At 69.1% G+C, this 21615-nt stretch carries 18 protein-coding genes; 12 read left to right on the top strand and 6 right to left on the bottom strand.

Going from position 1 to position 21615, the window contains the following annotated elements:
* Positions 1-432, bottom strand: a 432-nt coding sequence (locus tag AC5JJ2_RS02475) for a gamma-glutamylcyclotransferase family protein (protein WP_495856375.1), incomplete at its 3' end; no start/stop codon positions are given.
* Between the two features lie 59 nt (positions 433-491).
* On the opposite strand from AC5JJ2_RS02475, the gene AC5JJ2_RS02470 reads away from it, so the two are divergent.
* The 12 genes from AC5JJ2_RS02470 (at position 492) to AC5JJ2_RS02415 (ending at position 14169) form a co-directional block, all read left to right on the top strand.
* On the top strand, positions 492-1883 hold the full coding sequence (locus tag AC5JJ2_RS02470) for a N,N-dimethylformamidase beta subunit family domain-containing protein (protein ID WP_495856374.1): 1392 nt from the start codon (positions 492-494) through the stop codon (positions 1881-1883).
* Positions 1884-2021: 138 nt separating this feature from the next.
* The gene (locus AC5JJ2_RS02465) at positions 2022-3296 is read left to right on the top strand and encodes a Gfo/Idh/MocA family protein (RefSeq protein WP_495856373.1); all 1275 of its coding nucleotides are present in this window, start codon (positions 2022-2024) and stop codon (positions 3294-3296) included.
* A gap of 133 nt (positions 3297-3429) precedes the next feature.
* Positions 3430-3882, top strand: a complete 453-nt coding sequence (locus AC5JJ2_RS02460; protein WP_495856372.1) for a hypothetical protein — start codon at positions 3430-3432, stop codon at positions 3880-3882.
* 123 nt (positions 3883-4005) lie between these two features.
* Positions 4006-4164, top strand: a complete 159-nt coding sequence (locus tag AC5JJ2_RS02455) for a hypothetical protein (protein WP_495856371.1) — start codon at positions 4006-4008, stop codon at positions 4162-4164.
* A gap of 20 nt (positions 4165-4184) precedes the next feature.
* The gene (locus tag AC5JJ2_RS02450; protein WP_495856370.1) at positions 4185-5558 is read left to right on the top strand and encodes a DUF1501 domain-containing protein; all 1374 of its coding nucleotides are present in this window, start codon (positions 4185-4187) and stop codon (positions 5556-5558) included.
* A gap of 119 nt (positions 5559-5677) precedes the next feature.
* Positions 5678-8131: a DUF1549 and DUF1553 domain-containing protein gene (locus tag AC5JJ2_RS02445; protein WP_495856369.1), complete on the top strand. Its 2454-nt coding sequence runs from the start codon at positions 5678-5680 to the stop codon at positions 8129-8131.
* Between the two features lie 78 nt (positions 8132-8209).
* The gene (locus tag AC5JJ2_RS02440; protein WP_495856368.1) at positions 8210-11317 is read left to right on the top strand and encodes a choice-of-anchor Z repeating domain-containing protein; all 3108 of its coding nucleotides are present in this window, start codon (positions 8210-8212) and stop codon (positions 11315-11317) included.
* An 8-nt stretch (positions 11318-11325) separates the two neighbouring features.
* A complete protein-coding gene (locus tag AC5JJ2_RS02435; protein WP_495856367.1) occupies positions 11326-11736 on the top strand; it encodes a VOC family protein in 411 nt (136 codons plus the stop codon).
* Between the two features lie 105 nt (positions 11737-11841).
* On the top strand, positions 11842-12768 hold the full coding sequence (locus AC5JJ2_RS02430; RefSeq protein WP_495856366.1) for a hypothetical protein: 927 nt from the start codon (positions 11842-11844) through the stop codon (positions 12766-12768).
* A 9-nt stretch (positions 12769-12777) separates the two neighbouring features.
* Positions 12778-13308, top strand: a complete 531-nt coding sequence (locus AC5JJ2_RS02425; RefSeq protein ID WP_495856365.1) for a hypothetical protein — start codon at positions 12778-12780, stop codon at positions 13306-13308.
* An 11-nt stretch (positions 13309-13319) separates the two neighbouring features.
* Positions 13320-13916, top strand: coding sequence for a DinB family protein (locus AC5JJ2_RS02420; protein ID WP_495856364.1), 597 nt, complete (start codon positions 13320-13322; stop codon positions 13914-13916).
* A gap of 25 nt (positions 13917-13941) precedes the next feature.
* Positions 13942-14169, top strand: a complete 228-nt coding sequence (locus AC5JJ2_RS02415) for a DUF4177 domain-containing protein (protein WP_495856363.1) — start codon at positions 13942-13944, stop codon at positions 14167-14169.
* Between the two features lie 144 nt (positions 14170-14313).
* On the opposite strand, the gene AC5JJ2_RS02410 is transcribed toward AC5JJ2_RS02415, so the two are convergent.
* From AC5JJ2_RS02410 to AC5JJ2_RS02390, 5 genes are all read right to left on the bottom strand, one after another.
* On the bottom strand, positions 14314-15900 hold the full coding sequence (locus AC5JJ2_RS02410; RefSeq protein ID WP_495856362.1) for an arylsulfatase: 1587 nt from the start codon (positions 15898-15900) through the stop codon (positions 14314-14316).
* Entirely contained in the window at positions 15897-17237 is a 1341-nt protein-coding gene (locus AC5JJ2_RS02405) for a sulfatase-like hydrolase/transferase (RefSeq protein ID WP_495856361.1), read from the bottom strand. The genes AC5JJ2_RS02410 and AC5JJ2_RS02405 overlap by 4 nt, the downstream gene beginning before the upstream one ends.
* 41 nt (positions 17238-17278) lie before the next feature.
* Positions 17279-18646, bottom strand: coding sequence for a sulfatase (locus AC5JJ2_RS02400; RefSeq protein WP_495856360.1), 1368 nt, complete (start codon positions 18644-18646; stop codon positions 17279-17281).
* Positions 18646-20091, bottom strand: a complete 1446-nt coding sequence (locus tag AC5JJ2_RS02395) for a sulfatase family protein (protein WP_495856359.1) — start codon at positions 20089-20091, stop codon at positions 18646-18648. Before AC5JJ2_RS02395 ends, AC5JJ2_RS02400 begins: the two co-directional genes overlap by 1 nt.
* 139 nt (positions 20092-20230) lie before the next feature.
* A complete protein-coding gene (locus AC5JJ2_RS02390) occupies positions 20231-21607 on the bottom strand; it encodes a sulfatase (RefSeq protein ID WP_495856358.1) in 1377 nt (458 codons plus the stop codon).
* Positions 21608-21615 lie beyond the last annotated feature (8 nt).

Below are 21615 nucleotides of genomic sequence, written 5' to 3'. Positions count from 1 at the left end.
GGTTGCCGGTGGGGGGGGGCGGTGGCGCACCCACCCGGGCCCGCGGCGCGGCGAACGGGGCGGGGTTTCTTTTGGCCGACCACCCCGGCCCGATTCGGCGGCTCGGCTCGCCGGTGCATCCGTTACGCCATCCCCGCCCCACAGGTACGCCTGCACGTTCTCCCACCCGACGACCTCGACCGGCCGCCGCGGGTAGTCCGGCCCCTCGAACGCATCCAGCGCGGCCAGGCACGCATCGTCCACCTCCCACACTTCGCCGGGAACCGCGACGCCGGCCGCGTCGCGGACCATGCCGGTGTACGTCCCCAGGTCCAGCACCCGATACCGCGGCAGCGTGACGGCGTCGCCGAGGAACTCCTGCCCGGCGACGCGGAAGTTGTTCGCCCCGCCGCGGCGGAGCGAGCCGTAGAAGAACAGAATCGTTTTGCCCATCGGCCCCTCGCGGCGGTACACTGTGGCTCTGCCGACGCATCCTATTCCCGGACGCCGCCATGAACGACCCCCTCCCCGCGGTCGATCGCCGTACCGCCCTCGCCGTCGGGGCCGGCCTCCTCGCCGCGACGCAACTGCCCGCCGCCGATGCCCCGAAGCTCGTCGAAGGCTACACGGACCAGCTGAGCTACCGGCCCGGCGACGAGGTTCGCTTCCACTTCTCGTCGGCCGCGCCGACGTTTAACGTGGAGATCGCGCGGCTCGGCCCGACGCGCGAGGTCATGTGGAACAAGGAGAACGTGCCGGGGAAGCCGCACGCGATTCCGGCGAACGCGGATTCGCACGGGTGCAACTGGCCGGTGACGTTCTCCCTCAAGATTCCGCACGACTGGCGGTCCGGGTACTACGCGGTGAAGCTCGGCGAGAAGAACCGCGACGCGTTCTTCGTCGTCCGCCCCCGCCACCCCGGCAAGGATGCGAAGATTCTCCTGCAACTCTCGACCAACACCTACAACGCGTACACGAACTGGAACGGGTACAGCCTGTACGCCTACCACGCCAAGCACAAGGCCCAGGGCCGGCGGGTGTCATTCGACCGGCCGCAGTTCTCGCAGTTCCCGACGTGGGAGCTGCCGTTCGTCGCGTGGGCCGAGGCGAACGGGTACGCCCTCGACTACTGCGCGAACTCGGACCTGGAGTTCCGCCCGGAGCTCCTCGATCACTACAAGCTGGTCCTCAGCGTCGGGCACGACGAGTACTGGTCGTCGCCCATGCGGGACCACCTGGAGCGGTTCATCGGCAACGGCGGGAACGTCGCGTTCTTCAGCGGCAACACCTGCTGCTGGCAGGTGCGGAGCGAGGACAACGGCCGGGCGCTCGCGTGCTGGAAGCAGAACTTCGGCGACGACCCGGTCTACCGCGGCGGCAACCACAAGTTGCTGTCCACGCTCTGGAGCCACTACCTCGTCGGGCGGCCGGAGAACGCGCTCACCGGCGTCGGGTTCCTGTGGGGCGGCTACCGCAAGAGCCACGGCCAGTTCATGACCGACCCGGCCGAGTACACGGTCCACCGCCCGGACCACTGGCTGTTCGCCGGGACCAATCTCAAGCGCGGCGACAAGTTCGGCGACAAGGACACGATCGTCGGCTACGAGTGCGACGGCTGCGAACTCACCTGGAAGGACGGCCTGCCGACGCCGACGTTCAAGGACGGCACGCCGGAGACCTTCGAGGTGCTGGCGACGTGTCCCACCCGCTGGCATCCCGACGACTGCGAGTGGTACGAGAAGTGGGAGAAGGGCCGCGTGGGGAACGCTGTGCTCGGCACGTACACCCGCGGCGGCACGGTGGTGACGGTCGGCAGTACGGACTGGTCCCACGGCCTGCGGGGGAACGACCCGGCCGTCGTCCGGGTAACGAAGAACGTCCTCGACCGGCTGGGGCGAAGTTAATACACGGCCCGCTGATGACGCAGACCTTCGGACGCAGATGAAAACCGGATCAAGACCAAGAATCGATTTCTGTCTTAATCCTCTTCATCTGCGTCGAAGTCCGCGTCATCTGCGGGCCATTCTTCAGAAAGCCTTCTCATGGCGAACACCCGTCGCGCGTTCCTGCAAACGTCCGCCGTCGCCCTCGCGGCCGCGGCCCGCACCACCGCCGCCGACGGCAAGCTGCCGGTCGCGCTCGTCGGCTGCGGCGGCATGGGGACGAACCACCTCAAGCTCCTCGCCGCGCGGAAAGACGTGCAGGTCAAGTACGTCTGCGACGCCGACGCGACCCGGCTCGCCGCGGCGGCGAAGATCGTCGGCGACGGCGTCGCGTCCGTGACGGACATGCGAACGATTCTCGACGACAAGGCCGTCGTGGGCGTGTGGCACGCCACGCCGGACCACTGGCACACGCCCGGCGGCATCCTCACGGCGGACGCCGGGAAGCACGTCTACGTCGAGAAGCCGTGCTCGCACAACGTCCGCGAGGGCCGGCTACTCGTCGAGGCAGGCGCTCGCAACAAGGTCGTGATCCAAGTCGGGACGCAGGCCCGGAGCTCGCCGACGGTGCAGGAGGCGATGAAGCGGCTGCACGACGGCGCGATCGGCGACGTGCTCGTCGCGAAGGCGTGGAACAGCCAACTCCGCCGCAACCTCGGCAAGGTGAAGCCGACCCCGCCGCCGGAAGGGTTGGACTACGCGATGTGGCAAGGCCCGGTGCCGGAATCGCCGTTCTTCTCGAACCGCGTCCCGTCGATGTGGCGGTTCTTCTTCGACTACGGCGCGGGCGACATGGGCAACGACGGCGTCCACAACGTCGATGTCGCGTCCTGGGGGCTGAAGCTCGACGCGCTGCCGAACCGCGTCGCCGCCCTGGGGAGCAAGCTGTTCTTCGACGACGACCAACAGTGGCCGGACACGCAGTATGCCGTCATGGAGTTCGATTCGCCCGGCGGCAAGACGCGGCAGTTCGTTTACGAGCAGCGGATTTGGTCCCCTTACGTGCAGGAGGAGTACGAGAACGGGAACGCCTTCTACGGCACGAAGGGGCTGCTGGTGATGGGCCACACCGTCGGCTGGAAGCTGTACGGCCCGCGGAACAAGCTCGTCGAGCAGATGACCGGCCGCGTGGACCTGGTGGCCCACCACACGAACTTCCTGAACGCGATCCGAAGCGGCGAGAGGCCGAACGCCCCGGCGATAGCCGGGCACGTCGCGGCCGGGATGTGCCACCTCGCCAACATCGCCACGCGGACCCGGAAGGCGGTCGCGTTCGACCCGAGGGCGGAGCAGGTCGTCGGCGACGCCGACGCGAACGCGATGCTGAAGCGGCGCTACCGCGACGGCCACTGGGCCGTGCCGAAGGGGGCGTGACGGTCGGGCGTCGTCGGCCCACGTCGAACCCGCCGGGGCCGTTCAATTATCGTTGAAGAAATGAGAGCGATTCGGTAACCTCACCAGTACCGCAGATTTTATAATCTCGTCGGGCGGTTCCTCGGAGGGCGACGTGCTGCCAGACGACCTGTCGCTCACCTGCCGCCACCTGCTGATCTGTCAGTCGGTCTGGTACGACCCGGCGACGCCGGACGAGTTCTCGCTCGGCCGACTGGTGGTGCATACCCATCCGAACCCAGGCGGCTACCCGCTGCGGTACGCCCGGCTCTTTGCCTTCTGCCAAGTCTACGGCACGGCTGGCGAGTATCAGTTTTCAATCAAACTCGTGCGGATCGAGACGAACGGGTACGATGAGGAATACGAAGTTGAGGTGGGGCTTAACGGCGAGCCCCAGGAATGGCCGTCGAGTCGTCCGATCGTCGTGTCCGAGGAGGATTTCGTTTCTCAATTCGCCCTGACGTTGGGCGACGTCCGCCTGGCGTCGGCCGGCGTTTACGAGTTCCAATTGTTCGTCGAGGGGGAGAGCGACACGCCGCTCGCCCGCGAACGCATCCAAGCACGGTGAAAACACATGAGTACCTTCCGCGGTCCGCCGCTTCAAATCATCGAGACCACCGGGCCTACGAACCCCCACCCGTTGGACCCGGCAGAACTGTCCGAGAGGGTTGTCTGGGGTCCGCCCCTGCAAATGCTCGACACCGTGGAGGCGAACTCGCCTGTTGACCTGTTGGTCGGCGTGCAACCCGCCGACCGAAAGCTCGTCCACGACATCATCGCCCGGCTGGGGCCGGACGCGGTGCAGCAAATACTCGACGACTACCGCCGGACCGCAGCCCGCGCCGGATAACCCACCCCCGGAGACCGCCGATGATCCGCCTCGATGCCGACCGCCCGGCGACGTTCTGCGACGGCACGTCCCGCCGCGACTTCCTCCACGCCGGCGTCCTCACGCCCCTCGGCCTCACCCTCGGCGGCGTCCTCGGGGCGCAGGCCCGCGGCGAGACGAAGGCCGATTCCGACGTCAACTGCATCCTCATCATGATGGTCGGCGCGCCGAGCCAGCTCGACACGTTCGACCTGAAGCCGAACGCCCCGGCGGAAGTTCGCGGGCCGTTCAAGCCGATCAAGACGACCGCCAGCGGCATCGAGATCAGCGAAATCTTCCCGCAGGTCGCGAAGCACGGGGACAAGTTCTCCGTCATCCGGTCGCTGTACCACACGGCCACGGCCGTCCACGACACCGGCTACCAGATGATGCAGACCGGCCGGCTGTTCACCGGCGGCATCGAGCACCCGCACCTCGGCTGCACGCTCGGCTACCTCAAGGGCGGCCGCGGCGAGTTGCCGGCGCACGTGATGGTCCCGAAGCCGATCGGCCGCACCGGCGGCAACCTGCCGCACGCGGAATCGGCCGGCTACCTCGGCAAGCCCTACGACCCGTTCATCCTGAACGCGGACCCGGCCGTGCCGAACTTCAAGGTCCCGGACCTGCTCCCGCCGGAGTACCTGACGGCCGTGCGGGCCGAGCGGCGGCAGAAGCTGCGGGACGCCGTGGACGGGGCGGTCGCGAACTTCGAGAAGACGGCCGCCGCGAAGCAGATGGACGACAACTTTAAGCTCGCGTACAAGCTGATGTCCTCGGCGAAGGCCCGCGACGCGTTCGCGCTGGAGAAGGAGCCGGCGAAGGTCAAGGACCGGTACGGCCGCACCCGGTTCGGCCAGTCGATGCTCATGGCCCGGCGGCTGATCGAGGCCGGGGTGCGGTTCGTCACCGTGAACATGTTCGAGACGGTGTTCGACGAGCTGACGTGGGACATCCACGGGTCGAAGCCGTTCACGGACATCCAGGAGATGGCGAAGTTCATCGCCCCGAACTTCGACCAGGCGTACTCGGCGCTGTTGGAGGACCTGACGGAGCGGGGGCTGTACAAGACGACGATGGTGGCCGCGACCGGCGAGTTCGGGCGGACGCCGAAGATCAACCCGGCCGGCGGCCGGGACCACCACCCCGGCGTCTGGTCCATGCTGATTGGCGGCGGCCCGATCCGGGGCGGCCGCGTCGTCGGCGAGTCGGACGAGCTGGCCTACGCCCCGAAGACCCGCCCGGTGACGCCCGGCGAGGTCGCCGCGACGATCGCCCACGGCCTCGGGCTGGAGATTCACAAGGACCTGCCGGGGCCGCAGAACCGGCCGATCCCGATTGTGGACTTCGGCGTGAAGCCGATCTCCGAGTTGTTTTGATTCTTCTTTTTGCATTTTTCATTTCGACTTTTGCATTGGTCCGGTCATGTCCTGAACCAATGCAAAAGTCGAAATGAAAAATGCAAAAAGAAAACCTCCAACCCTGATCTCCACCCAACATGCCGCGCTTCCTTCTCCCCTTGCTCGCCCTCCTGATCGCCGGGACCGCCCGCGCCGAGCTGAAGGTCTACCCGCCGGCCGTCACCCTCAGCGGGCCGGACGACGCGGCGCAGCTCCTCGTCGTGGACGAACAGAACGGCCGTGCCGTCGCCGACCACACGGCCGCGGCGACGTTCGCCCTCGCGAACGGCAAGCTCGCGAAGCTCGACGCGGCGACGGTCGCGCCGCTCGCCGACGGCGAGACGACCATCACCGCCACCGTGAACGGCCAGACCGCCACCGCGAAACTCGTCGTGAAGGGCACGGCGAAGCCGGCGGCGTGGACGTTCCGCAACCACGTCGAGCCGGTGCTGACGCGGGCCGGGTGCAACGCCGGGGCGTGCCACGGGGCGCTCGCCGGCAAGGGCGGCCTCAAGCTCTCGCTCCGCGGGTACGACCCGGAGTCCGACCACTTCGTCCTCACCCGCCAGGCCGCCGCCCGCCGCATCGACCAGAGCGTGCCGGAGGAATCGCTCGTCCTCAAGAAGGGGGCGAAGCTGATGCCGCACGTCGGCGGCGAGCGGCTCCCCGAGGACGGCGTCCACTACAAGATCGTCCGCGACTGGATTCGTGCCGGGTCGCCGGGGCCGAGCGATTCGGACCCGAACCTGGAGAAGATCGAAGTCTTCCCGAAGGCGGCGCTCCTGAAGCCGCAGGCCGGGCTGCGGGTGGTCGTCGTCGCGACCTATTCCGACGGCGCGACGCGGGACGTGACCCGGTGGTGCAAGTTCTCCTCCACCGAGGACCTCGTCGCGGCCGTCGATGAGGACGGCAAGTTGAAGGTCAACGGCCACGGCGAGGCGGCCGTCACCGCGAACTTCGGCACGCGGATCACGACGATGACCGTCACGTCGCCGTTCGCGAACAAACTCGACGATTCCGTGTTCGCGAAATCGCCGAAGCAGAACTTCATCGACGACCACGTCCTCACGAAGCTGCGGCTGCTGAACCTGCCGCCGTCCGAGCAATGCACCGACGCCGAGTTCGTCCGCCGCGCCTTCCTCGACGCCTGCGGCATCCTGCCGAAGCCCGAGGAGGCCGACGCCTTCTTGAAAGACACGCGGCCCGACAAGCGAGCGAGGCTGATCGACGCGCTGCTCGAACGACCGGAGTTCGTGGACTATTGGGCGTTCAAGTGGTCCGACCTGCTGCTCGTGTCGTCGCGGAAGCTCCAGCAGCCGGCGATGTGGGCGTTCTACCGGCAGGTCCGGCAGGCGGTCGCGGACAACAAGCCGTGGGACAAGTTCGCGAAGGAAGTCATCACGTCCTCCGGCAGCACGCTCACGAGCGGGGCCGGGAACTACTACGTCATCCACAAGGACATCACCGACCTCGTCGAGTCCACGTCCGTCACCTTCCTCGGCATGTCGATCAACTGCTGCCGGTGCCACAACCACCCGCTGGAGAAGTGGACACAAGACCAGTACTGGGCGATGGCGAACCTGTTCGGCCGGGTCGGGCTGAAGAACGGCGACCGCGCGGGCGAGGTGTACGTCCAGAGCCTGCCGACCGGCGACGCGCTACACCTGCGGCGGGGCACGCCGACGCCCCCGGCCCCGCTCGACGGCACGCCGCTACCGCTCGACGCGCCGACCGACCGCCGCGAGTACTTCGCCGACTGGCTCACGGCCCCGGCCAACCCGTACTTCGCGAAGGCGCTGGTGAACCGCGTCTGGAAGAACTACCTCGGCCGCGGGCTGGTCGAGGCGGAGGACGACCTCCGCGAGTCGAACCCGCCGAGCAACCGGGAGCTGTTCGACGCCGTGACGAAGGACTTCGTCGCGCACAACTTCGACGTGAAGCACCTGATGCGAACGATCCTGAACTCGGCGGCCTACCAGCGGTCGTCGAAGCCGCTGCCGGCGAACGCGGCCGACGACCGGTTCTATTCGCGCTACCTCGTCCGGCGGCTGAGCGCCGAGGTGCTGCTGGACGCGTACAGCGACGTGAGCGGCGTGCCGACGCCGTTCAACAAGCTCTCCCTCGGCCCGACGGGCGGCGAGCGGAACGACGCCAGCTTCCCGCCCGGCACGCGGGCGATGCAGTTGCCGGACTCGCTGCTCATCTCCCGGTTCCTCGACGCCTTCGGCCGGGCCGACCGGCTGCAGGTCTGCTCGTGCGAGCGGACGACCGACTCCAGCGTGCGGCAGGCGCTGCACCTGAACAACGGCCATACGCTCAACGACAAGCTCCGCGACCCGAAGTCGCGGGCCGCGGCGCTCGTGAAGGAGAAGGACGAAGAAGTCGTGGCGCGGCTGTACAAGCTGGCCCTGGCCCGCGAGCCGACGGCCGCGGAGCGGGCGAAGCTCGTGGCACTGCTGGCCGAGGCGAAGACGGACGCCGACCGCCGCGAGGCGGTGGAGGACCTGTTCTGGGCCGTGCTGACCAGCCAGGAGTTTCTGTTCAACCGCTAGTGCGCGAAGTCAACGCCCCCAAAGCCCCCGCACGATCGTGCGTGTGGCTCTCGCCCCTCCCACAAGAATCCAGAACCCATGTTCCGAATCATTCTCCCACTACTCTTCCTCACCACCCCCGCCCTCGCCGCCCCGCCGGTGACGGCGCTCGCCTACCGCGCCGACGGCCAACTCCTCGCCGCCGGGACGCATGGCAGCGTCACGCTCGTCGATCCCGCGACCGGCGACGCCGTCGCCACGCTGCCGCAGGCCGGCCGCGTCACCGCCGTCGCGTTCTCGAAGGCCGGCACGCTCGCCGTCGCCGCTGGCGAGCCGGGCAAGTCCGGCGTCGTCCGCCTGTATGACCTCGGCAAGGCCGTCAACCCTAAGCCGACGGCGGAGGTCGCCGCCCACCGCGACGCGATCTACACGCTCGCGTTCTCGCCGGACGGCGGCACGCTCGCGTCCGCCGGGTACGACCGTGTCATTAAGTTGTGGGACACCGCGAGGCCCGACGCGCCGAAGCTCACGCTCCAGGACCACAGCGACGCGGTGTACTCGGTCGCGTTCCACCCGCAGGGGAAGCTGCTCGCGTCCGGGTCGGCGGACCGGGCGGTGAAGGTGTGGGACGCGGCCACCGGCAAGCGGCTGTACACGCTCTCAGACCCGACCGACTGGGTGTACGCCGTCGCGTGGTCGCCGGACGGCACCGCGCTCGCCGCCGGCGGCGTGGACAAGAGCGTCCGCACCTGGGCCGCCACCGCCGACGGCGGCACACTGAAGTCGTCCGTGTTCGCCCACGCCCGCGGCGTGTTGCAACTGCGGTACGCCCCGGACGGCGGCACGCTCTACACCGTCGGCGAGGACGCGGTCGTGAAGGCGTGGGACGCGGCGAAGATGGTCGAGCGGAAGGTGTTCGAGAAGCAACCGGACGTGGTCCACGCCCTCGCGCTGCGGCCGGACGGCAAGCAACTCGCCGCCGGCCGGTTCGACGGCGTCGGCTTGTTCATCGACCCGATGAGTGGGAAGGCCGGGGCCGCGTTCCTGCCGGCGAAGCCGAAGCAGCCGACCGTCAGCAAGGTCACGCCCGACTCCGGCGTCCGCGGCAAGACGGTCCGGGTCGTCATCGACGGACAGAATCTCGACACGGCGACCGCCGCTTTCGCGACCGAGTTGGAAACCAAAATCGTCTCGACGAGTCCGACCCGGCTGGAAGCGGACGTGACCGTTCCGGCGGTCGCGGCCGCCGGGGTCGTGAAACTCCGCGTACTTTCCCCGGCGGGGAATTCGGCCCCCGTCAACTTCGCAATCGACCGTCACCAACCGGTCATGGAGAAGGGCAACACCGACTCGGCCCGGACCGCGATGGCCGTGACGTTGCCCACGACGGTCCTCGGCAGCATCGACCGGGCCGGCGACACGGATTACTTCGCCTTCGACGCAACCGCCGGGCAGCAGGTCGGCGTGCAGGTCGTCACGCCGAACGGCAAACTCGACCCGCGGCTGACGCTCACCGACGTCGACGGCCGCGTCCTCGCCGAGAGCGAGAAAGACACGCTCGGGTACGTGATCCAGAAGGCCGGGCGGTACGCCGTCGGCGTGCGGGACGAGACGTACCGCGGCGGCCCGGACCTGACCTATCGGTTAAACTTGGGAGACGTGCCGGTCATCACGTCCGTCTTCCCGCTCGGCATTCAACGGGGCAAGAAGGTTACTATCCACGTAGACGGCGTAAACCTCGGCTCGCCCGATGGTCTGACAGCCCCGGCCCGATCCGACCCGTCCGATCTGATCGGAACCCCGATTCCGGCCAAAGCCATATTGTCCTTTACCCAACGGCCAATGCCGGCCGTCGTCGGCGACCTTCACGTCGTGGTCGGCGAGTTCCCCTCCGTCGTCGTCACCGATTCGGGCGCGGAGCTGCGGTCGCTGCCCGCCACCGCCGACGGCATCCTCGCCAAGCCCGGCGACGCGCAGACGGTGAAGTTCCCCGCGAAGAAGGGTGAGCGGCTGGTCGTCGAGGTCCACGCCCGACGGCTCGGGTCGCCGCTCGACTCCGCCATCGAAATCCTGGACGCGGCCGGCAAGCCGGTGCAGCGGGCGACGCTGCGGTGCGTGGCGAAGACGTGCAGCACGTTCCGCGACAACGACTCCGCGATTTCCGGCATCCGGCTCGAGTCGTGGAACGAGCTGGCGATGGACGACTACCTGTACTGCGGCACGGAGCTGATGCGGATCGCGGCCCTGCCGAAGGGGCCGGACGACGACTGCCAGTTCGTGGCCCGCGGCGGCCAGCGGCTCGGCTACCTCGGCACCACGCCGACGCACCACTACCTCGGCAACGAGATGTACAAGGTGGAAATCCACCCGCCGGGGGCGACGTTCCCGCCGAACGGGATGCCGGTGTTCCCGATCGCGTACCGCAACGACGACGGCGGCCCCGGCTTCGGCAAGGACGCGATGCTCCTGTTCGACCCGCCGGCCGACGGCACGTACCAGGTGCGGGTGACCGACTCCCGCGGCGTCGGCGGCCCGGCCCACGCCTACCGCCTCACCGTCCGCCCGCCGCGGCCCGGCTTCACCATCGACGCGACGCCGAAGGCCCCGGCCGTGTGGAAGGGGAACGGCCTGCCCGTCACGGTGACGGCGACGCGGCTCGACGGGTACGAGGGGCCGATCCAACTGAAGCTCGTCGGTGTGCCGCAAGGGTTCCGCGCCGCGGAGACGTTCATCGAGGCGGAACAGGTCACGACGACGTTCACGCTGTTCGCGGACGCCGACGCCCCCGCCCCGGCCGGCGAGCTGAAGCTCGAAGCGACCGCGGCCATCGACGGCAAGCCGGTGACGCAGACGGTCGGCCTCGGCACGCCGAAGCTGGTCGAGCCGGGCGACCTGGTGACCAGCGTGTCCACGGAGTCGTTGACGATCCGGCCGGGCCAGGAAACGAAGTTCAAGGTGAGCGTGGAGCGGCGGAACAACTTCAAGGGCCGCGTGCCGCTGGACGTCCGCGGGCTGCCGCACGGCGTCCGCGTCATGAACATCGGGCTGAACGGCATCCTGCTGACGGAACGTGACTCGGCGCGGGAGGTGGTGATCTACGCCGAGCCGTGGGTGAAGCCGATGACGCACCCGCTGACGGTGCTGTCCCGCCGCGAGAGCACCGGCAAGGAGTACGCGGCGAAGTCGGTAACGCTGACGGTGAAGTGAGGGCGGACGTGGACAACCTCCCCGACCTGGCCGCGGCGCACCTGCGGGTCGCCCGGCCGACCGACGACCTCGACGCCGTCGTCCGGTTCTACCGCGACGGGTTGGGGTTCGACATTCTTTCCGAGTTCCGGGACCACGACGGGTTCGACGGCGTGATGCTCGGCCGGGCCGGGGCCGCGTACCACCTGGAGTTCACCCGCACGGCCGGCCACCCGGTCGGCCGCGCCCCGACCGACGACAACCTGCTCGTGTTCTACCTGCCGGACCGCGCCGCGTGGGAGCGGGCCGTGGCCCGGCTGGGGGCGGCCGGGTACGCCCCGGTCCCGGCGTTCAACCCGTACTGGGACCGGCACGGCAAGACGTTCGCGGACCCCGACGGGTATCGGGTCGTCCTTCAAAACGCCGGGTGGAAGTCCTGAGCGGAAGGGTCGATGTTCAGAGCAAGTCCGAAGCACGGTGGTCGGAGCCGCGGCGGCTCGGCGACCACCCGCAAGGGGCCTACGACTAACCCGGCCGAGGATCGCATGGCGAAGAAAAAGGCCCCGCCCGTCCCGCCGGCCGCGGTCGGCGACGTGTTCGCCGTCCCGCTCGCGGACGGCCGGTTCACCGCCTGCCGGGTGCTGCTGGTCAGCGCTTCCGGGCTGCGGCTGGTCGTCGGCTGCGCCTGGTTCGGCCCGAAGGCCCCGACCACGCGGACGAAGGCGCTGCGGACGCACCTGGCGCTCACGCACCACAGTTGGGGCGGCCGGCCGTGCGCCGCGTGGGTGCTCGGCCCGCCGCCCGACGACTTCGTCCGCATCGGCACGCTCCCGCCGGGGCCGGCGGACGAGGCACTCCAGGAGCCGGGGGCCGGGGCGTGGGGCTTCCTCCAGTACCAGCCGCTCGAGCAGTGGCGGTGGGACCACCCGAAGGCCGTGCCCCCGCCGGTCGTCGAGAAGCGGCCGCGGGGCCGGTTCGTCCTCCGCCGGTTCAACGGCGACGAGGTGTACCGGTTGAAGAAGGCCGTCATGTTCGCGATCGCGTCGCACGCCGGCGGCGTGACGCTCTGGTTCGAGGCCGTGGCCGACGACAAGCGGGCGAAGCGGTGTGCGGACACGGCCGAGCTGGGGATGGCCCCGACCGCCGAGGTCGGCGTCCAGCTGCCGGCCCTGGACGCGGCGAACTTGGTCGGCCGGACGCTCTCGGTCCCCGGCACGAAGACGGACGCCGAGGACTCGTGCATGTCGCTGATGTACTATTGTGAGCACGAGCCGTTGCGTAAGAACAAGATCGCCATCGTGTCGCGGACGGCCGACCGGTTCGAGGTGCGTTGGACGGCCGTGACGAAGGACGTGAACCACTACGACGGCAGCAAGCCGTCCACGAAGGTCGAGATCGAGGGCGAGTTCCGGTTCAAGGACTACAAGAAGTGGGCCGCGATGAAACCGGCCCGCCGTCGGTCCCCGAATTGAGGAAGCCGAATGAGACGACGATTTGCGTGCCTGTTCGTCATCTTGGCGGTCGGCTGCTCGGCCAAGCCGCCCGAGCAGGAGAAGGCCCGGCAGGCGCTGACGGCCCAGGCCGGCGAGGTCCGGCGGGCCATGCTGGAGGCGGACCACGACCGGATGGCCGACCTGACGCACGCGGCCGTCGTCAACGGCCTCGGCGGGAAGGCACGGTTTAAGGAACAGTTGGCCGCGGCCATGGAAAAGATGAGGGGCCAGGGCTTCAGCATCAAGGAAATTATCCTCGCCGAGCCGTCGGACCTCGTCGCGGCGGGCGGCCGGGTGTACGCGGTCGTGCCGTTCGACATGGACATGACCGGGCCGGGCGGGGCCGTGTATGACAAGCCGTCCTACCTGATCGGCGAGTCGGCCGACGGCGGCGCGACGTGGACGTTCATCGACGGCGAGGGCGTCCGCGGCGACCGGACGAAGCTCCGGCAGTTGCTCCCGGACTGCCCGGACGCGCTGCCGCTTCCGCCGCCCCAAGGCGTTCGGCGGAAGGGTTGAAGGAGTACGCGATGCACTACGACTGGACGGCCATCCCGGACGCGGACGTGCCGGCGGCGGCGGACCCGGCGTTCCAGCACTTGCTCGACACCTACGCGAGCGAGACGAACAAGACGGCCGGGATGTGGCGGTCGATCCCGGACGACCTGCTCGACTACCGGCCGCACGAGAAGTGCAACCCGGTCCGCACGATCCTCGTCCACCAGTTGCTCTCGGAGCGGCGGTTCTTCGCGCAGTTCGTCGGCACGCAGGAGCCGGCGGTCGATCAATTGCTGCCGATCGGGGAGAAACCGCCGGTGGGGGCGTACGTCGAGAAGTACGTGTGGCTGGCGAAGCTGCGGCTGCCGCAGTTCGCGGCGGCGTCGGCGGACTGGTGGCTCGGCGAGATGCCGTTCTTCGGCGGCCTGCGGCGGCAGCGGGTGTGGACGTTCTGGCGGCGGGTGCTGCACACCTGCCACCACCGGACGCAAGTGCAGGCATGGCTGCGGCTGGGCGGGGCGGCGTTCGTGCCGGCGATCTACGGCCCGTCCACGGACGTGACGTGGGCCGAGGCCGACCCGACGTACTCGACCGCCGCCGCCGACCGTGGGGCGATAAAGCCGACGTGATTCTTCCACCAACCGGGAGGGGTTTATGAGCGCCCGTTACGAGTACCTGTTCGTCCGGCTGGAGCAGAGTTCCGCGATGCTGACCGGCAGCGGCGTCCCGTCGGCGGCCGCGCGGGAGTCGTACCAGGACGTGGTCCACGACCACGCCAAGCAGGGCTGGCGGCTGGTGCAAATCTTCGCGCCGGGCCTCGCGGCCTACGGCATGGCGTCGTACTTCGAGCTGATCTTCGAGAAGGAAGTTGTCGGCAGCTAGGCGGTCCGTTACGGCTTCTTCGTCACCGCGACGCGGGCGACCCGGCAATCCCGTAGGGCGGGTCAAGGCTTTGCGCCGACCCGCCGTCGCGCCCGGCAGCCCCGGCGGGTCGGCGCAAAGCCTAGACCCGCCCTACAAATCAGCTCACGGATTCTTCGCCGGCACGTCGCGCTTCGCCAGTGCGACGTGGGCGGCCGTCTGCTTCTCCCACAGCGCGGCCAGCTCGCGGAGCTTCTCCGGCTTCGCCTTCGCCAGGTCGTTCCCTTCCGTCGGGTCGGCCTTCAGGTCGTACAGCTCCCACGCGGCGTCCTTCCCGGCGGCGACGATCTTCCAGTCGCCGACGCGGAGCGCGCGGTTCCCCTCGTGCTGCCACCACAGCGAGTCGCGCTCGACGGCCACGTCCCTCGCGAACGCGGAGACGAGGCTGCGGCCGGCGAACGGCGGGGCGTTGGCCGGTGGCGTCGCCTTCCCCGTTGCCAGTTCCAGCACCGTCGGCACGAAGTCGATGACGTGGCCGGGCGTGGCCCGCAGTTCCCCTTTCGCGGCGATGCCGGCCGGCCAGTGGGCGACGAACGGCGTGTGGATGCCGCCCTCGTGAACCCACGTCTTGTGCCGGCGGAACGGCGCGTTGCACAGGCCCGACCACCCCGGCCCGATGCTCAGGAACGTCGCCCCGGTCCCGCATTCCGCGTGCGGATCGTGGCCGTCGCCGCGGACCATCATCTCGGCGCTCGCCCCGTTGTCCGACAGGAACACGACGAGCGTGTCGTCCAGCTTCTTCGCGGCCTTCAGCACGGCGAGGACGCGGCCGATCTCGCGGTCCATGCGGTCCACCATCGCCGCGTGGACGGCCATCTTGTCCGCCTGGAACTTCTGCTGCTCCGGCGTCAGGTCGGCCCACGGCAGCGGCCGGTTCACCTCGTTCGGGCCGAGCTTCTTGATCGCGTCCGGGAACGCATACGGCGGCCCCACGTCCCGCTCGACCGGCGGGAGCGAATCGCCGAGGGCCAAGTCCTTCATCCGCTTCCACCGTTCGTCCCGCAGGGCGTCCCACCCGGCGAGGTACTTCTTCTTGTACTTCGCGATGTCCTCGGCCGGGGCCTGCACCGGGAAGTGCGGGGCGGTGAACGCCACGAACGCGAAGAACGGCTCGTCGGCGTGGGCCGTGAGGTGGTCTTGCAACTGCCCGAGGGCGTGGTTCGCGATGGCCGTGCTGGAGTAGTAGCTGCCATTCGGCTCGGCGGCGGGCAGCTTCTTGTCGTCGAGCGTGTGGTTCTTCGGCGCGAAGTGCCGGTCGTGGTCGTTGAGGCTGTACGACCGCTCGAACCCGTTCGCGAGAGGTAGGCCGTCGATGTGCCACTTGCCGGAGTGGTACGACCGGTAGCCGTGCGGCTTGATGAGGTCCGGCAGCAGCTTCGCCCACATCGGGCGGACACCGCGGTTGCCGCTCGGCACGCCCGGCACGGCGTCGCGGCGGATCTGCTGCGCGTAGTACCCGGTGAGGATCGCGCCGCGGGTCGGCCAGCAGCGGGCGGTATTGTAGAACCGGGTGAACCGCAGGCCGTTGTTCGCGAGCGCGTCCAGGTTCGGCGTGTCGATCTCGCCGCCGTAGCAACCGAGGTCCGAGAACCCGAGGTCGTCCGCGAGGATCAGCAGCACGTTCGGCTTCGGCGCGGCGGTCACCGACGTTCCGAGTGCGAGCAGGAAAATCGTCAACAGCAGGCGGGTCATGGGAGAGACTTCCTCCATTCGAGGGCGGCGGCGGTCAGCTTCGTCGCCTCGGCCGGGTGGTCGGCGGCGACGTTTTTGGTTTCCTTCGCGTCGGCCTTGAGGTCGTAGAGTTCCGCGCCCGTGCCGTCGGCGTTGACGAGCAGCTTCCAGTCGCCGTCCCGGACCGCCACGTTCGGGCTACGGTGCTTCGCGTCCCTCGGGAAGGCGAACGACGTCGTGTTGCGGCCGTACTCCCAGAACAGCGGCTTCGTGCGGGTCGGGGTTTCGCCTTTGAGTGCGGCCGTCATGTCCTCGCCGTCCGGGGCGTACCCGGCCGGGAGCTTCGCGCCGCAGACGGCGGCCAGCGTCGGGACGAAATCGACGGACGCGATGACAGTCTTCTCGTTCGTGACGCCACCCTTCACGGCCGCCGGCCACCACGCGACGAACGGCACGCGGACGCCGCCCTCGTACAGGCTGAGCTTCTGCCCGCGCAAGCCCCCGACCCGCTCCCGCTCGAACGGCGGCGACGCGCCGTTGTCGCCGAGGAATAGGACCAGCGTGTTCGTCCCCTTCAGCCCGTCGAGCAGCCGGCCGATCTGTTGGTCCGCGGTGGCGAGGACCGCCTTGTACCGCGTCTTCTGGTCGCCCTCGCCCACGGCCTTTACGGCCTTGATCTGCGCTTCCGACGGCACGAACGGCGTGTGCGTGTCGTCCAGCCAGAGGTTGACGAAGCACGGCGTCCCGGCGTTCTTCTTCAGGAAGTCGAGCGTCTGATCGACCATCCACTTCGTCCGCTCGTGGCGGGGGACCTGCTGCGGTTCGAGCTTGTCCTGCGGCCCCCAGGGCGTCGTCTTGAGCCCGAGCGGCGCGGCCGGTTCGGGGCTTTCGTAAGTTCCGAGGCCGAGGGCGTAGCCGTACTCCTTGAACGGGGGGGCGTTCGTCACGTCCCGGCCGCCGCCGAGGTGCCACTTCCCGACGTGCGCGGTCGCGTACCCGGCGTCCTTCAGCATCCGCGGCAGCGACGGGGCGCGGGGGTCGAGGAAGTCGGCCATCTCGCACGCGGCGTTCCCGGCTTTGGTTTGCAGGAAGCTGGTGATCTTCCACCGGGCGGGGAACTGGCCGGTGATGAGGCCGCACCGCGACGGCGAGCAGATGGGGGCGGCGACGTACCCCTGCGTGAACCGTACGCCCTCGGCCGCGAGGCGGTCGATGTTCGGCGTCTTCACCATCGTGTTGCCGTAGCACGACGGGTCGCCCCAGCCGAAGTCGTCCATGAGGACGACGACGACGTTCGGCCGGTCGGCGGCCGGGAGCGGTGCGGCGAAGAGGGCGAGCAAAAGGAGAGAGCGGAGCATGAGGGGGGTCCGTGAGGGTGGCGGTTCGCTCGTAGGGCGGGTCACTTCAACTTCGCCGCGGCGCGGGCCAGGTCCGCCAGCTTCTCCCGCACGGCCGCCGCCTTCGCGTCGGCGGCGAGGTTCGTCTGCTCGTCCGGGTCGGCGGCCGCGTCGAACAGCATCGCGCCGTTCGCCCCGCCGTTCCACTCGGCGTAGCGGTGCGTCGCCGTCCGGACCGACACGCCCAGGTTCTTCGCGTTCCCGGCCACCGTGTACGCCGGGTGGTCCCACGCCGCCTTCGGGTCCGCCAACAGCGGCGTCAGGCTGTGCCCGTGCAGCCCGGCCGGGGGCGTCAGGCCGCACAGCTCGCACAGCGTCGGGTAAATGTCCAGCGACTGCACCGGCGGCGTCACGGCCTGCCCGTTCGCCTTCATGTTCGGCGCGGCCACGATCAGCGGGACCCGCGTGCCGACCTCGAACAGCGACCCGTGCTTGGACCACTTCCCCTTCTCGCCGAGGTGGTAGCCGTGGTCGCCCCAGAACACGATCACCGTGTTCTGCCGCAGGCCGAGCCTGTCCAGCTCCCCCAGCACCCGGCCGACGTTCCAGTCCGTCCACGAGACGCTGGACCAATACGCGCGGATGACCTCCTTCGCCTCGGCGTCGGTCGCGTCCCGCTGGATGAACAGGTCGCCGTTGGGCGTCAGCGCCGGCTTCGGGAACCCGTCCGGCAGCGTCGGCTTCGCCGCGAACGTCCTCGGGAGCGGGACCGCCTTCACGTCGTACAGATCGAAGTACTTGCCCGGCGCGGTCGGCGGGCTGTGCGGCTTCGTGAACCCGCACGCCAGGAAGAACGGCTTGTCCTTGTTCTGCTGGAGGAACTGCACGGCCCGGTCCGCGGTCTTGAAGTCCCCGTGGCTCTCGCCGTCGCCGGTCAACTTCACGATTCGGTCGGACTGCTTCGCCCGCTCCTTCGGGTCCACCTTCGCCGGCGGCGCGTTCCGCGGCGGCTCCGCCCCTTCCGACCACGACTGCGGGTCGTCGATCCCGCCGTGGAAGATTTTCCCGGTCCGCAGGCTGACGTACCCGTTCTTCTTGAAGTGTTCCGGCAACGTCACCCAGTCCGGGTGCAACTGGCGGACGCTCGCGGTGTTGTCCAGAACGCCGGTCGCGGTCGGCAGCCGGCCGGTGAGCATGGAGCTGCGGCTGGGGTTGCACAGCGGGTACTGGCAGTACGCCCGGTCGAACCGCACGCCGGCCTTCGCCAGCGCGTCGAGGTTCGGCGACTTCACCGCCGGGTGGCCGTAGCACCCGAGGTCCGGCCGCATGTCGTCCGACAGGATGAACAGCACGTTCAGCTTCTTCCCCGGCTCGGCGGCCGCGGCCGGCAATGCCGCCAGGACGAACGCGATCAGTAGTAAGCGCGGCATCACTTCCCCTCCTTCGCCCACTTCCTGTTGAGGTCGATGTTCCGTTGAAGTTCCTCGTTCCCCTTCTTTGCACCGCCGAGGTAGACCTTCATCTCCGCGTCGTACCGCTCCATCGGCTCCGGCGTGCGGCCCTTGTCGCCGGTGGCTTCCTCCCAGTCGGCGAGCTTCTTCCGCAACGCCGCGAGGGTCGTCGCGTGCGCCGGGTCGGCGACGAGGTTCGTCAGCTCGTGCGGGTCGGCGGCCAGGTCGTAGAGTTCCTCCGCCGGCCGCGTCTCGGCGAACAGCAGCTTCTCCGTCAGCGCGTCGAGTTTCTTCGCCCCGTGTAGGTCGCGGAGGGTCTTCACGACGGCCTTCTCGTCCTTGTACCGGCACGGCTGGAGCAGCGGCCGCTGGTTGAGGTAGTTCCGGATGTATTTGAAGCGGTCCGTGCGGACGCTGCGGATGCGGTCCATGGTCTCGTCGCACCGGTCGCGGGCCGAGAACACCGCGTCCCGCTTCGCGTAGTCCTTCGCCAGCACGTCGCGGCCCTGCATCCACTTGGGAATCTCGATCCCGGCCAGCGCGAGCGACGCGGCCGTCATGTCGATGTGTTCGATCAAATCGTCGCGAACGACGCCCTTCCCGATCCCCGGCCCGCGGACGACAAACGGGATGTGCGTCCCTTCGTCGTACAGGAACTGCTTGCCGCGGGCGTGGCTGATACCGTGATCGGTCATGAAGAAGATGACCGTCTCGTCGAGCAGCTTCTCCTTCTCCAGCCGGGCGAGCACGTCGCCGACCTCTTTGTCCGTGTAGCGGCAGCAGTCGAGGTAGTCGGCCCAATCCTGGAGGATCACCGGGTCGCGGGGGTAGTACGGCGGCAGCGTCACGGCGTCCGGCTTCGTGTTCGAGCCGAGTTCCCGCTGGACGCGGCCCTGCCAGTTCTTGTTCGGCCCCTGCCCGCGGTGTTTCCCGCCGTGGAGCTGCACCTGCATGAAGAACGGCTGCCCCGGCTTCCGCCCGGCCCAGTCGTTGCCGTCGTACATCGCCCTGTCCCACGCGAAGTTGTAGTCCGTCTTGCCGAGGGCCTTCCCCTTCGCGTTGTGCCCGCCGATGCAGGTGAAGTACCCGGCCTTCTGGAACAGCGCCGGGACCGGCGTGACGCCCGCCGGGAGCGCGATCGGCTGGCCGCGGCCGCTGCGGTGGTGGTGCGCGCCGATGGTCGTCTGGTAGCAGCCGGTGACGAGCGCCGACCGGCACGGCGAGCAGACGGGGGCGGTGGTGAACGCCTTCCGGAACAGCGTCCCCTCGGCCGCGAGCCGGTCCACGTGCGGCGTGCGGATCAGTTTCTCGCCGTAGCAGCCGAAGTGCGCGGACATGTCGTCCACGACGATCCAAACGACGTTCGGCCGGGCCGCGGCCGGGCCGGCGAGCAGCGCGAGGGCGAGGAGGGAGAGGCGGAACATGGGGGAGAACTCCGGGGGAAAAACCCAGACTTCCGAAGTCCGGCTTCGACTTCGGAAGTCGATAGTCGCGGGGGCGTTCCTCACATCCCGTCGCCGCCGGCCCCGTTCGACTTCCGAAGTCGAAGCCGGACTTCGGAAGTCAGTTCTTTTTCCCGTTCATCGTCGGCATGGGCGCGGACACGGCCTTCCGCCACGCCACCAGCTTCGCGTGCAGCGCCGCCGCCTTCTCTGGCTCCTTCTCCGCGAGGTTCGTCTTCTGCGACACGTCGGCGCGGAGGTCGTACAGCTCCTTGCGGCCGTCCTCGAAGAACTCGATCAGCTTCCAGTCGCCGGACCGGATCGCCCCCGCCGGCGTCGTCCGCCACGAGCCTTGCCCCGCCCCCAGGTAGCCGGGGAAGTGCCAGAACAAGTCTCGCTCCGGCCCGGCCTTCCCGGTCCAGCACGGCAGGAGGCTCGCGCCGTCGAGCGGCTGGTTCGCCGGGGCCGCGCCGCCCGACAGTTCCAGCAGCGTCGGCAGCAGATCGACGCTGATGACCGGCACGTCCGACACGCCGGGCGTCACCTTCCCCGGCCACCGCACCACCCACGGCACGCGGACGCCGCCCTCGTACAGCGACCCCTTGCCGGACCGCAGCGGGGCGTTGTCCGTCACATCCCCGGCCTTCTTCACGCCCTCGCGGACGTACCCGCCGACGCCGCCGTTGTCGCTGCTGAAAATGACGACCGTGTTCTCGGCCAGCTTCAACTCGTCGAGCTTCGCCAGCACCCGGCCGACGCTTTCGTCCACGCTCGCGATCATCGCCGCGTAGGTCGGGTTGACGTGCCCGCCGGCCGTCGCCGCGTCCTTGAACTTCGCGACCCACTCCGGCTTCGCCTGGTGCGGTGAGTGGACGCCGAAGTGCGGCAGGTACAGGAAGAACGGCTTGTCCTTGTTCCGCTCGATGAACCCGACGGCCTTGTCCGTCAGGAAGTCCGCGAGGTACGTCCCCTTCGGGTAGTCCACCTTCGGGTTCGTGGCGAAGTCGAAGTGCTTGCCGGCCGAGGCGATCGCCTCGTCGAACCCGCGCTTCGCCGGGTGGTGCTGCGCGTCCTCGCCGAGGTGCCACTTGCCGAACATGGCGGTCGCGTACCCGGCGGCCTTCATTACGTCGGCGATCGTCTTGCGGTCGAGCGGCAGCTTTGTGACGTTGTCCACCGGCCGCAGCGGGCGGGCCTTCCAGTCGAACCGGTCGATGCCGCCGACGGTGTAGACGCCGGTGCGGGGGCCGTACTGCCCGGTGAGCAGCGCGGCGCGGGTCGGCTGACAGTTCGGGCCGCAGGTATAGCCGTTCGTGAACCGCAGGCCGCTGGCCGCGAGTTTATCGATGTTCGGCGTCTTGTAGAACTTCGACCCCTGGCAGCCGAGGTCGGTCCAGCCGAGGTCGTCGGCGAGGATGAACACGACGTTCGGCTTCTTCGCCGGCTCGGCGGCCGTCGCCGCGGCGGCGAACAGTAACAGGAGGGAGAGGGTACGCACGGGGTTCC

The organism is Limnoglobus sp. (assembly GCF_059499385.1).
Note: the sequence above shows the minus strand (reverse complement) of the source record. Positions and strands in the feature narration are given on the sequence as shown.